Source organism: Paenibacillus sp. MER TA 81-3 (assembly GCF_023713585.1).
Lineage (GTDB): Bacteria > Bacillota > Bacilli > Paenibacillales > Paenibacillaceae > Paenibacillus_B > Paenibacillus_B profundus.
Genome location: NZ_JAMAWB010000001.1, coordinates 389207 through 402120 on the forward strand (window position 1 = coordinate 389207; position 12914 = coordinate 402120).

Sequence of the window (12914 nt, forward strand, 5' to 3'; positions counted from 1 at the left end):
TCAAGCAAGGGCAATCCTCTGGTTGCTGTGTCACAGCAGGGGATGCATTTGTTCATATCAGACATCGGTGGAGGGGGATAGAATGCTAATTTATGTTAAATGGCTTGTCTTTATTATCGTTGCTTCCATCGGTGTCGGCATGTTTGTCGAAATTTGATTGCAGGCGTGTGCTCTATATGCGTCTCAGTCAAGCAGGCGACCCGGTATCGAAGCGGTCGGTTCGGACGGTGCAGGCGCTCGGACAGATACTCAGCGAAGGCAAGCTGTGACGAGATTTGCCAAGTGGTCTTATGCACGCAGTGTTGTTCTATGGGTTTATCTACTTGCCAATCGGCTTGATGGGGGCGTAACGTACGCAGCGCGTGACACAAGCGCTGGTCCGTCTGCTGCATGAGGCACTCCACTATTGTGACGGCCTGACCCCACACGTATCATACGTTGAAAAAAGAATATCCGGACTGCGGACTGCAACCGGACATCCAAGGAAAATCCAAGTATTTCATCACACGGAATGGTTACATAAGCTGTGGCTGTACGGCAGGCTGCGTCCCGTTCACTCGATCCAGAAGCAGGTAGCATGGCATGACTCCTGTTACTTGGCGCGCTCCAATGAAGTGCTGTAGCGCCGAGACAATTGCTGAAAGCGATTCCCGGCCTAGATCTGCTCGAACTGGAACGGCACGCATGAATGTCATATGCTGCGGTGCGGGCGGGGACCGCATGTCAAGTGACCACGATAAAGTGGTTGGAACGGGCCAAGGGGGCAATACGCAAGTTGATGATGGTTGCGAGTGCATGATTGAGGAGGGACGAAGGTGAAGAAATGGAACGAGGTGGAGCGGGCGGCCGTGATTGGATCGGGCGTCATGGGAGCCGCCATCGCGGGGCAATTGGCGAATGCAGGCATCTCCTGCTTGCTGCTTGATATCATTCCGCCAGCGTTAACGGCGGAAGAAGAGCAAGCGGGTCTGAGCCTGGAAGACTTCCGCGTTCGCAATCGGCTGGCGAGGTCTGCGGTGGAGCGTCTGAAGCGAAGCAATCCGGCGTCATTATACGTGGAAGCGTTCGCAGAGCGGATTACTCCCGGCAATACGACCGACCATATGGCGGATCTGCAGCGCGTGGATTGGATTATTGAAGCGGTGACCGAACGGCTGGACATTAAACGCGCCGTATTGGAAGCAGTGGAACGGCAATGGCAGGAAGGAACGTTGGTCAGCACGAATACGTCGGGCATTTCCGTCGACCTCATGCTGGAAGGCAGGACAGAAGCGTTTAAAGGCTCTTTTGTCGGCACTCACTTCTTCAATCCGCCGCGCTACATGCATCTGGTAGAGCTGATTCCTGGAACCGATACGAAGACGGAAACACTGGCACAGGCAAGAGAATGGTGTGAACGCCGGCTCGGCAAAGGAGTCGTTGTAGCGAAGGATACGCCGAATTTCATTGCCAACCGTATCGGAACGTATGGATTGCTCATGACATTGAAGGAAATGGAAAGACTCGGCTTAAGCATCGAGGAGGTCGATACGCTCACTGGACCTGTCATGGGACGCCCGAAGAGCGCCACCTTCCGCACGCTGGATCTGGTCGGGCTTGATACGTTCCAGCATGTGGCGAACAATGTGGCCGAACGGGTGCAGTGCGATGAAGAGCGCGCCGCGTTCCAGCTCCCTGCCTGGTTTCAGGAAATGGTTCAGCGCGGCTGGATCGGGGAGAAAAGCGGGCAAGGATTTTACCGCAAAGAGCGGACAGGAGCTAGCGCCGATCCAATTCGAGCCGTGAGATGGTCGGATTGGAGCTATGAACCGCGCAAGCCGGTGAAGTCTGCTTCGCTGGAGCAGGCGAAGCGCGCCAAAGGAACGGAGGCCAAGCTGCAGGCCATATTGAAGCTAAGCGATGCTCATGCGCAGTTCGTCTGGAATGTGCTCAAGCATGTGCTCTGCTATTCCGCTGCTAAGTTAGGGGAGATTGCCGACGATATTCGCGCCATTGACAAGGCGATGCGCTGGGGATTCAACTGGGAGCTCGGTCCGTTTGAATATTGGGATGCGATAGGCGTGCGCGCCAGCGTGGAACGGATGGAAAGGGAGGGAACAACGGTCCCTTCATGGGTGACGGATTGGCTCGCAGCGGGCCATGAACAGTTCTATGAACGTCGACCGGAAGGGGTGTTCCATGTTTCGCGCGGAGAATGGAAGCTGGTGGAGACAGACCCAGAATTGGTATCGCTCCGTGAATGCAAGGAGCAGGGGAAGACCATTACGCGCAATTCGGGAGCGAGTCTGATTGATATTGGGGACGATGTGGCCTGCCTTGAATTCCATTCGCCGAACAACGCGATCGGCGAGGATATATTGTCGATGATTCAGAAAAGCGTGGATATTGTTTCCCGCGATTACAGAGGTATGGTCATTGCCAATGAAGGCCGCAATTTCTGTGTCGGCGCCAATATTATGCTGCTTCTAGCAGAGGCGCAGGCCGAAGAATGGGATGAAATCGATCTGATCATCCGTCAGTTCCAGAATACGATGATGAAGCTGAAGGCGCTGAATCGTCCCGTCGTGGCCGCACCACACCAGATGACGCTCGGCGGCGGCGTGGAGGCGTGTCTGCCGTCCGATATGATTTTGTTCAGCGCGGAGACGTATTTCGGCCTCGTCGAGACGGGAGTCGGCCTCATTCCGGGAGGAGGCGGTTGCAAGGAAATCGCCTTGAGGTTGTCCAAGCGCTTCCCGCACCCGGAGGATGATGTCACGCAGCCGCTGCTGCGCGCCTTCGAAACGATTGCGATGGCCAAAGTATCCGGCAGCGGGCATGATGTGGAACGGCTTGGATATATGAGTCCGCAGGATAGGGTACTCATCCCAAGCGCACGCAGAGTGTTCGAGGCGAAGCAGGCGGTGCTGTCACTTGATGCTGCCGGGTATTGGAGAACGGCGGCGGATGCAGGCAAGCCTACGATTCGCGCAGCAGGCCGAGAAGGGCGAGCTGTGCTGCAGCTGGCGGTCTCGTCCATGCTCGAAGGCCGATATATTAGCGAGCATGATGCCAAAATTGCGCGCAAGCTGGCCCGCGTATTGACGGGAGGTGACGTTCCGGCCAATCGTCTCGTCTCTGAAGCGCACATGCTGGATCTGGAGCGCGAAGCGTTCCTGTCGCTGTGCGGAGAACCGAAGACGCAGCAGCGGATGCAGCACATGTTAAGCAAAGGCAAGCCGCTGCGGAATTAAAGGCAGCCCTGCAGATGCCCAGGTTATCAGGAAGGAATATGGATGCGATGTGAAAAGGAGGGGCTTAAATGGAAGCAAGCGCTTCCTCCCGTTCAGGGCGCGAGGCGGTTATTGTTGCCGCCGTGCGAACACCCGTAGGAAAAGGCAAGCGCGGCGCCTTGGCGGAGACGAGAGCGGAAGATTTGGGCCGCGCTGTAATAAGGGCGGTATTGGAACGCGCGCCAGCCTTGCAAATGGCCGAGGTAGAGGACGTTATCCTTGGCTGTGCCATGCCGGAAGGCGAACAAGGCTTAAATGTAGCGCGGGTGATTGCATTGCATGCCGGGTTGCCGTATTCGGTGCCCGGAGTCACGATCAACCGCTTCTGCTCATCGGGGCTGCAGGCGATTGCCTTCGCGGCGGAGCGCATCATGGCGGGAGCGGCAGATGTCATTATCGCGGGCGGAGTGGAGAGCATGTCACATGTGCCGATGACCGGCTTCAAGCTGGCTCCGCATCCCGAGATAGCGGACACGATGCCGGAATTGTACATGAGCATGGGACATACCGCGGAACGGGTGGCGCAGGCGTATGGCATCTCCAGAGAGATGCAGGACGCCTTTGCGCTGCAGAGCCATGAGCGGGCGGCCGCGGCGCAGGCGGCGGGCGCATTCGATGCCGAGCTCGTCCCGGTGCAGGCGGCGCGTACGCGCGCGGAAGCGAATGGCCGCTTGCGCACCGTGACGGAGCCGTTCGCGCATGATGAATGTGTGCGCCCGGATACGAGCCTCGAAGCGCTCGGCATGTTGAAGCCGTCCTTCAGCATGGGGGGAACGGTGACGGCCGGCAACTCCTCGCCGTTCAGCGACGGCGCAGCAGCCTTGCTCCTCATGAGCCGGGAGCGGGCGGAAGCGCTTGGTCTGGAGCCGCTTGCCGTGTACCGGACGTTCGCCGTTGCGGGCGTTCCGCCGGAAGTAATGGGCATCGGCCCGACAGAAGCGATTCCGAAGGCGCTCCGTCAGGCTGGGCTGCAGGCTGATGACGTGGCGCTGTACGAGTTGAACGAGGCGTTCGCCGCGCAATGCTTGGCCGTCATACAGCAATTGCGCTTGAATCCGGAGCGGGTGAACGTGAATGGCGGCGCCATTGCGCTCGGGCATCCGCTCGGCTGCACCGGAGCCAAGCTGACGACGAGCCTGCTCTATGAGCTGCGCCGGCGCGGCGGCGGCTATGGCGTAGTGTCCATGTGCATTGGAGGCGGAATGGGGGCGGCCGGGGTATTCGAGGTGCTTGCCCCGGCCTCGGTATAAAGCAGCAATCCAGTAATGAAGGAGGAATTGCATATGGGTGCGACTTCCGAAGCGAGACAGGTTGGAGGCGGCTTTCTAATCTTTGATTCGGATCCGGCGCTGGTCGTTACACCGGAAGACTTTACAGAAGAGCAGCGCATGTTCGCGGAGACGACACGCGCTTTTTTGGAAGGGGACGTTCTGCCTCAAGATGAGCACATCGAGCGGTTGGATTATGAATTGACGGTTCGCCTGATGCGGAAGGCAGGCGAGCTCGGACTGTTGGCGGCAGATGTGCCCGAAGCCTACGGCGGACTCGGACTGGATAAGGTTACGGTTACGTCCAGGAATACAAGGTCGAGCGGATTTACCGCGATGCGCGCATTAATCGGATTTTTGAAGGGACGAATGAGATTAACCGTCTGCTCATTCCGGGCACGCTGCTCAAAAAAGCAATGAAAGGCGAGCTACCGCTAATGGAGCGGCTTGAGCAGCTTCAGGAGGAAGTGCTCTCGTACAGTGTTGCGGAAGGCGATGGTCCGCTTGTGGAAGAAGAACAGCTGCTGTCGCAGATGAAGACGCTATTCCTTATCGTGGGAGGCTCAGCAGTCCAGAAGTTCGGCACCCGCATCGAAGAGAAGCAAGAGGTTCTGTCCCATCTGCTGACATGATCATTCAATTGTATGCGGGAGAAAGCGCCTTGCTGCGCACGAAAAAGATCGTTGAGCGCTTCGGAGAGGAGAAGGCGGATCTGGCGATTCAGATGACGCGCGTCTATTTGCGCGAAGCGCTGCAGGTGATGGAGCAACGTGCCAAAGAAACGCTGCAGGAAGCGGCGAGCGGCGACGTGCTTCGCACGCAGCTGTCCCTCTTGAAGAAATTTACACGCGCATCCTCCCTGTCCACCTTTGCACTTAAGCGGGACATCGCGGCAAGCGTGATTAAATCTGAACGCTATATCGTCTATTAATGAGCACGATGAACTGCCGCAACAACATTTCTCATACTAAGAGAGGAAGGGGAGGGTAGCAATGCTCGGCGAACGGACTTGGCTTCGCCATTATCCTGCAGAAGTGGCACCGTCCTTCGACTATCCCAAGCACAACGTCGCGCAGCTGCTGATTCAGGCCGCCGCAGATTATCCGGAGCGGCCCGTCGTTGAATTCATGGGTGTGTCGCTAACGTATCGGGAGCTGCTTGAATCGGCTTACCGATTTGCGAATGGATTGCAGTCGTTAGGCGTGAAGACTGGCGACCGCGTTGCCCTAATGATGCCGAACTGTCCGCAGATGGTTATCGCATACTACGGCACGCTGCTCGTCGGAGGCATCGTCGTGATGACGAACCCGCTGTATATGGAGGGTGAACTGACGTTTCAATTAAATGATTCCGGAGCAAAAGTCATCGTGACGCTGGACATTTTGTTCCCGCGCGTACACCATGTGAAGCGCAGCACTCCGCTGCAGCAATTCATCGTCGGGTCCATTCAAGAATATTTGCCGTTTCCGAAAAACTTGCTCTATCCGTTGAAAGCGAAAAGAGATGGTCAATCGCTGGACATACCGGATGTGCCGGGCGTGTTCCGCTTCAAGTCTTGGCTGAAGTCGTGTTCTGCGGAGCCGGTCAGCTATCCGGTCGATGCGGAGCGCGATATCGCGATGCTGCAATATACGGGCGGGACGACAGGCATGGCAAAAGGCGTCATGTTGACGCATTACAATCTGGTCTCCAACACGCTGCAAACCGCGAATTGGTTCATTGACGCCCACAGGGGAAAGGAAATCTTTCTGGCGGCTTTGCCCTGCTTCCATGTGTTCGGCCTGACGGTGCTGTTGAACTACGCGATGCATCTGGCAGGCATTCTCGTGCTGCTGCCGCGCTTTGAGACGAAGCAAGTGTTGGAGACGATTGAGAAGAAACGGCCAACCGTCTTTCCGGGAGCGCCGACGATGTACATTGCAATCAATCACCATAAGGAGGTTCATAAGTACGACCTCTCCTCTATCAAAGCATGCGTAAGCGGATCCGCGCCGCTGCCATTGGAAGTGCAGGAGCGCTTCGAATCCATCACGGGCGGCCGGCTCATTGAAGGTTATGGGTTGACCGAGGCTTCGCCGGTCACGCATGCGAATCCGCTGAAGGGCCTGCGCAAGAACGGAACGATCGGTATCCCATTCCCAGATACGGAGGCGATGGTTGTTCATCCTGATACAAGAGAGCCGCTGTCTGTCGGTGAGATCGGAGAGCTCGCCGTGCGCGGACCGCAGGTGATGATAGGGTACTGGAATCGGCCGGAAGAGACGAAAGCAGTGCTCAACGAGGGATGGCTGCTGACCGGAGATATGGCGACGATGGATGAGGACGGGTTCTTTATCATTGTGGACCGGAAAAAAGACATGATCAATGCCAGCGGCTTCAAAGTGTACCCGCGCGACGTGGAAGAGGTGCTGTTCGAGCATCCGTCGGTCAAGGAAGCTGTCGTCATCGGCGTGCCCGATCCGTATCGCGGCGAGACGGTCAAAGCCTTTATCGTCCGGGCCGAAGGCTTGGACGTGAGCGAGGAGAAGTTGGAGGAATGGTGCCGCGCAAGACTGGCGGCCTTCAAGGTGCCGCGCATTTATGAATTCCGCAGCGAGTTGCCGAAGACGATCGTTGGCAAAGTTCTGCGGCGTAAATTGATTGAAGAGGAGGGGCTGCGCAGGCAGCAGGGTGAAGAGCCGAATGAAAAACCGGATGAGTAGAAGGGGGACGAAGCGAATCCGCTCATACTGAATAGAGTGGCATCTATATAGGACATCGTAAATTACATCTAATCAATGGCCGATCGTTGGCACTGGCGATCGGCCGATTTTTTTATAGACAACAGAATGGACAGGAGATGTAATCTTTGGGATGATCTGTAGATAGGCGTCGTATATACTAGTAAGAAGAAATGCATATATAACCATCGCGGTTAACTACAATAAATAGCTTGAACAATTGTGAGGTGTGCGCACATGAGCAAAGAGAATGATGATCAGATGAAGCGCTGGAGCGAGTTGGCCGAACAGGCCCAAGCCTCCTTTTGGGGATATTTGGGCTGCGAACTGGTGCGAGTGGATGAACATGAGGCTGTCGTAAGGCTGAAGGTGGAACAGCATCACCTGAATATGATGGGCATGGTCCATGGAGGCGTGTTAAGTTCTTTGCTCGACAATACGATGGGGATTGCCGCCGCTGCAGTCAGGCCGCACGAGAACGTCGTGACAAGCAACTTGAATGTCCATTTCGTGCACCCGTTGAAGAGCGGGACGCTGGAAGTGCGCGCCCATGTCGTGAGCGCCACGAAACGCATGCTTACATTATATGGAACGGTTACCGACGAACAAGGCAGATTGGGAACGATGGGAACCGGCACTTTTGTCGCTAAGGGGTAGCTTATCGGTTGACTTTTAGCGCCATTTTGTCATAATGACGTTAAGCTGCCTATTGCTCGGCAAGGGTGAAGAGGGGGGACGAACTGCCATGAAGGCGTTGGTCGTAATTGATTATACGAATGATTTCGTTATCGGCCGGCTTCCGTGCGGACAGCCGGCTATTGATATTGAAGACCGCATTGCGGATCTGGTGGAGAAGTTTGCGGCTGCAGACGATTTTGTCACGATGGCGGTCGATATGCATGAAGAGCAGGATCCTTATCATCCGGAAGCGGCGCTGTTCCCGCCGCATAACATTAAAGGTACGGATGGACGGCATTTGTATGGCCGAGTGCAAGAGGTGTACAAGCAGAACGAAGCTCACATTTACTGGATGGATAAGACGCGCTACAACTCGTTTTGCGGAACGGACTTGGACCTGCGGCTTCGTACCCGAGGCATTCAAGAAGTACACCTGGTTGGCGTGTGCACAGACATTTGCGTGCTGCATACGGCGATCGAAGCCTATAATCTAGGCTACAAGACTGTCATTCATGAGGATGCTGTCGCCACGTTTAATGGACAAGCACATGAATGGGCCTTGCAGCATTTCCGCAATACATTAGGAGCTCAAATTGTTCGCGGCTATTAACGATAGAAGCTCCGCTCGACAGTAGGGACCTCAGAAAGAAGGATGAACAGATGAATACGTCTATGGCGTTACACACGGATAAATATCAAATCAATATGATGTATGCACACTGGAAGCACGGTACGCACAACCAGCATACGGTATTTGAGGCTTTTTTCCGCAAGCTGCCATTCCACAACGGTTACGCGGTGTTCGCTGGACTTGAACGTATTGTGGAGTATATCGAACAGCTTCACTTTATGGAAGAGGATATCGAATATTTAAGTGAACAGGAAGAGCAGTACGATGCAGAATTCCTCGAGGAACTGCGGAATTTCCGGTTTACCGGACATATTGATGCGGTCCGTGAAGGCACGCTCGTCTTCGCGAATGAACCGCTTATTCGTGTGGAAGGACGCGTCTTTGAGACCCAATTAATTGAAACCGCACTTTTGAACTTCATGAATTTCCAAACGTTGATTGCGACAAAAGCATCGCGAATTAAGCAGGTGGCGCACAACGATATTTTGATGGAATTCGGAACAAGACGGGCCCAGGAAGCGGATGCGGCTTTGTGGGGAGCGCGGGCGGCTTACCTTGCAGGGTTCCATGCCACTTCGAACATGCTGGCGGGCCGACGCTTCGGCATTCCGACGAAAGGCACGCATGCGCACGCTTGGGTACAGAGCTTCGAGGACGAGCGAGAGGCATTCGAAGTGTTCTCCGAGGCGCTGCCTAACCAAGTGACGCTCCTGGTCGATACGTACGATACGCTGCATAGCGGCATTCCGAATGCCATTCAAATAGGCCTTGAGCTGAAGAAGCGTGGCAAAGAACTGCAAGCGATTCGTCTGGATAGCGGCGACATCGCGTATTTGTCGATCCAGGCGCGGAATATGCTTGACGAAGCCGGTCTGACGGATGTGCAAATTTGCGCTTCCAATGATTTGGACGAGTATACAATCTCTGACTTGAAGCTGCAGGGCGCGCGCGTTGATTTGTGGGGCGTCGGCACGCAGTTGATTACAGCATCGGATCAGCCTTCGTTGGGCGGGGTGTATAAGCTGGTCTCCCGGGAAGTCAGAGGAGAAATGCATCCGACGATCAAAATATCAGCGAATCCCGAAAAGGTGACGACACCAGGAAAGAAGGATGTATACCGCATTATTCATAAGAAAAAGAAGAAGGCAATCGCCGATTACATCTGCTTATCGGAAGAAGATGATGTGGAACGCCGTTCCAAAATTAAATTGTTCGATCCGATTCACCCGTATATGCACAAATATGTAGATCAATATGATGCGGAACGACTGCTGCAACCGGTGTACCGTGACGGAGAACTGGTATATAACCGACCATCGCTGGAAGAGATCCGCGACTATCACAAGCAGCAGCTGCAGCTATTCTGGCCGGAATATTTGCGCAAGACGAATCCAGAGCGATACCATGTCGATATAAGCATGAAGGCTTGGGAACTGAAGCGCGATATGATCGAAGCGTATGTGCAGGAAAAAGAAGCACGGCGCGTATTTCAGACGGATACCGGCGACGGTGGAGAAGACGGCGCGGACGATCATAACAACGGAAATACCCGCTGATGCGTCAGGATACCGGCACTCAACTGTTCCAATCCATTTATAATTAATGGCATTCATTATATTCGGCACATTGATTAATGTGGTTAATTATGCTCATGCGGCTGCCGAATAAGGAGTAAGGATAATGTATAGGGGGGAGCGGAAGGTATGAGTCAGGCTGAACGTAAGGCACAATGCCGCACAAGCAAGGTGTTCACAACTCCACACGGCTTTACCAATGGAGTAGAAGGACCAGCGTGCGACAAGGACGGCAATTTGTATGCGGTCAATTATGAGCGTGAAGGCACGATTGGACAAGTTACGCCTGAAGCCGAGTGCTCCGTCTTCCTTGAACTTCCGGAAGGAAGTGTTGGGAACGGAATTCGGTTCAACCGTAACGGTGATATGTTGATCGCCGATTATGCCGGCCACAACGTATACCGGTATTCATTCGATACGAAGCGGCTTGATGTGCTGGCGCATAATCCGGATATGAATCAACCGAACGATATTGCCATTATGGCAAATGACATTGTCTTCGCCAGCGATCCGAATTGGAGCAATGATACCGGCCAATTGTGGCGTATCCTTCCGGATGGAGAGATGACGCTGTTGGAGACGGGGATGGGGACGACCAATGGGATAGAGGTTAGCCCGGACGAAGCATCGTTATACGTCAATGAATCCGTTCAACGCCGGATATGGGCATATGACCTTGATGAACAAGGAAATGTTTCCAACAAAAGATTGTTCCACGAGTTTCCGGATTACGGACTAGATGGCATGCGTTGCGATACGGAAGGCTATTTGTACGTGAGCCGTTTCGGCAAAGGGACGGTGGCCATCTTCTCGCCGGAAGGCGAACTCGTCGAGGAAGTGCGTCTGCATGGCAGTAATTGCACGAACGTTACGTTCGGCGGAGAAGATGGACGAACGGTATACGTAACGATGATGGATCAAGGCAACGTGGAGACGTTCCGGGCAGAACGGCCGGGACGATGCCGGAGACTGTGCGGCCTTGTGTAATAGAATGCTCTACGGTGGTTACACTGTACAGTGTGACATGTGAAACTCCGTGCTATATGAAGCAAAAGAGCTATCCAAAAAGCAGATAGAAACACTTGAGGGATAGCTCAGTTTATTAGAATTGCAGCATGCGAATGAAAAAATGGTGGGGCAGAGATTATTCCTGCTCCACCATTTTGCGTTGTTGGACGACTGCGCATGCTGCTTGCCGTGACGGATGTCGACGCCGATATGTACCGAGGGCTGATATCCGCCTGCATTTTGTCTGTCGTTTCGTAAGAAAATGACAGGACACGCCATAACTCATCAAAAAGCCGCTGGGCAATTCCATTAAAGCGGAAGTAAAGCAATGTTATCCCGCTGCTTCAATTGCTCAATCATGTTGTACCAAGCTTCAGGCTTGTTCGGCAGTACGGCGTAATACCATTGCAGGAATGCAACGACAAGTTCTGCCGGTACGTCTTGCCTATTTTCTTGCAACGGCATGAAGCAGAAATCGAGTCCGCTCACCGCTTCTCCATCGTTGGACCAAGAAGGATGAACATAGGGGAAATCCAATCTTTCGTAGCCGAGGTGCGACAGCACCTCGCGCCGTACGACCGGATCCATCGGGCGCACGCCCCCGAACGAGAAATCACCTACACGATAAGGGTCGTAGATTTCGGCAAACATGCCGATGAGCGATGTGCCTGCTTCTTTAGCAGCTTGCAGCAGGTCGCGTTCGCGCTCTTTATACAAGAAGCGTCCAATGCCGAGTCCGGGTTGGCCGATAATGGTAAAGTCGGTCATCGCTACGTTCAGCGGCTCCACGAAGCGATATTCGGTCGCGCCGACGACTTCTTCGCCATGCACCGCGACGAATACGCGAATATCCGGGTCCTCCAATGGTTCTTTCCATAAATCGAATTCCAGCACTTCCTCTTTCGGAAAAATGCGGCCCATTAACGCGTGCATTTGGGAAAATAAAGGATCTGCTATAGATTGGATGCGAATATATCGCAATGCTGTCATGGCATAACATCCTTTCCTCGAACGTAATTGTATATCATTGCCATCTTTTCCTATTGCATAGTCAGACTGCTCATACTGGAACTGTTATCGCCGGCAATTCGTGATGAACGGATTGCGCCACTCCATGAGCAGCCCGTTATTCCTTGACTCTTCATCCTCAAGATAATCCGGGACGATGGCGACCGGCGTCCGCCCGCAGCGCAGCAGAAAGCTTACGACGGGATCATGCCATTTCCCTTCCATGATGCCTTCCACATATTGTTCGATTGAATACTGAGCCGCGGCCCGTCCGTAGCCGGGCATGCGCGCACCGCCGAGAAGGCGCTTCAATCCGAGATGAACGACCACGGCGTACATGGCCTGCATCATCACTTTGCCGATGCCGCACTTGCGATAATCCGGTCGCACGCTAATATCGACGACGTACAGCGTATCGCCATCCGGATGATGCGTTCGGATATAGCCGTTATCTGTTGCCTTGTCCCAAGGCAGGTGCTTCTCATATGCATCAGTCTGAATGATAAGGGCGGTCATTGAACCGATGAGCACGCCGTCCATTTCGGCACACAGTGCCCCTTCGGGAAAGATGCGCGCATGATTGGCAATCTGCTCTGCATTCCACCACAACTCCGATGGGAATGGAGGAGGGAAGCAGTCGCGTTGGATATCGATGAGCGCTTCTGTATCCTCTATTGTATAGTTGCGCAGCGTGACAAGTCGCGGCTTGCCATCGAGTATGACATATAGCGATTGGCGGAACATGCACACCCTCC

The 12914-nt window shown here is 54.2% G+C and carries 11 protein-coding genes and 1 pseudogene; 10 read left to right on the top strand and 2 right to left on the bottom strand.

Annotated elements, in window-relative coordinates; all coding sequences use genetic code 11:
- Positions 1–362 precede the first annotated feature (362 nt).
- The 10 genes and pseudogenes from M3650_RS01740 (at position 363) to M3650_RS01795 (ending at position 11130) form a co-directional block, all read left to right on the top strand.
- Entirely contained in the window at positions 363–623 is a 261-nt protein-coding gene (locus M3650_RS01740) for a hypothetical protein (protein ID WP_251571824.1), read from the top strand.
- A gap of 192 nt (positions 624–815) precedes the next feature.
- Positions 816–3233 carry a 3-hydroxyacyl-CoA dehydrogenase/enoyl-CoA hydratase family protein gene (locus M3650_RS01745; protein ID WP_311295008.1) on the top strand — a complete coding sequence of 806 codons (2418 nt, stop codon included), beginning with the start codon at positions 816–818 and terminating at the stop codon, positions 3231–3233.
- Positions 3234–3301: 68 nt separating this feature from the next.
- Entirely contained in the window at positions 3302–4522 is a 1221-nt protein-coding gene (locus tag M3650_RS01750) for an acetyl-CoA C-acyltransferase (protein ID WP_251571826.1), read from the top strand.
- Between the two features lie 33 nt (positions 4523–4555).
- Entirely contained in the window at positions 4556–4960 is a 405-nt protein-coding gene (locus tag M3650_RS33065) for an acyl-CoA dehydrogenase family protein (RefSeq protein WP_483311717.1), read from the top strand.
- Positions 4867–5471: pseudogene (locus tag M3650_RS31735) on the top strand (hypothetical protein). The gene M3650_RS33065 and the pseudogene M3650_RS31735 overlap by 94 nt, the downstream one beginning before the upstream one ends.
- Before the next feature lie 61 nt (positions 5472–5532).
- Positions 5533–7242: a long-chain-fatty-acid--CoA ligase gene (locus M3650_RS01775; protein ID WP_251571831.1), complete on the top strand. Its 1710-nt coding sequence runs from the start codon at positions 5533–5535 to the stop codon at positions 7240–7242.
- Positions 7243–7497: 255 nt separating this feature from the next.
- Complete coding sequence (locus M3650_RS01780) at positions 7498–7917, top strand: PaaI family thioesterase (protein ID WP_251571833.1); 420 nt, start codon at positions 7498–7500, stop codon at positions 7915–7917.
- Positions 7918–8005: 88 nt separating this feature from the next.
- Positions 8006–8548, top strand: coding sequence for a cysteine hydrolase family protein (locus tag M3650_RS01785; protein ID WP_251571835.1), 543 nt, complete (start codon positions 8006–8008; stop codon positions 8546–8548).
- A gap of 50 nt (positions 8549–8598) precedes the next feature.
- Positions 8599–10125 (top strand): nicotinate phosphoribosyltransferase, encoded by a 1527-nt coding sequence (locus tag M3650_RS01790; protein ID WP_251571837.1) that lies wholly within the window; start codon positions 8599–8601, stop codon positions 10123–10125.
- A gap of 147 nt (positions 10126–10272) precedes the next feature.
- Entirely contained in the window at positions 10273–11130 is an 858-nt protein-coding gene (locus M3650_RS01795) for an SMP-30/gluconolactonase/LRE family protein (protein ID WP_251571839.1), read from the top strand.
- 330 nt (positions 11131–11460) lie between these two features.
- Here M3650_RS01795 and M3650_RS01800 read toward each other — a convergent pair whose 3' ends face one another.
- Complete coding sequence (locus M3650_RS01800; RefSeq protein ID WP_026011427.1) at positions 11461–12132, bottom strand: hypothetical protein; 672 nt, start codon at positions 12130–12132, stop codon at positions 11461–11463.
- Between the two features lie 93 nt (positions 12133–12225).
- Positions 12226–12903, bottom strand: coding sequence for a GNAT family N-acetyltransferase (locus M3650_RS01805; protein ID WP_251571841.1), 678 nt, complete (start codon positions 12901–12903; stop codon positions 12226–12228).
- Positions 12904–12914: the final 11 nt, after the last annotated feature.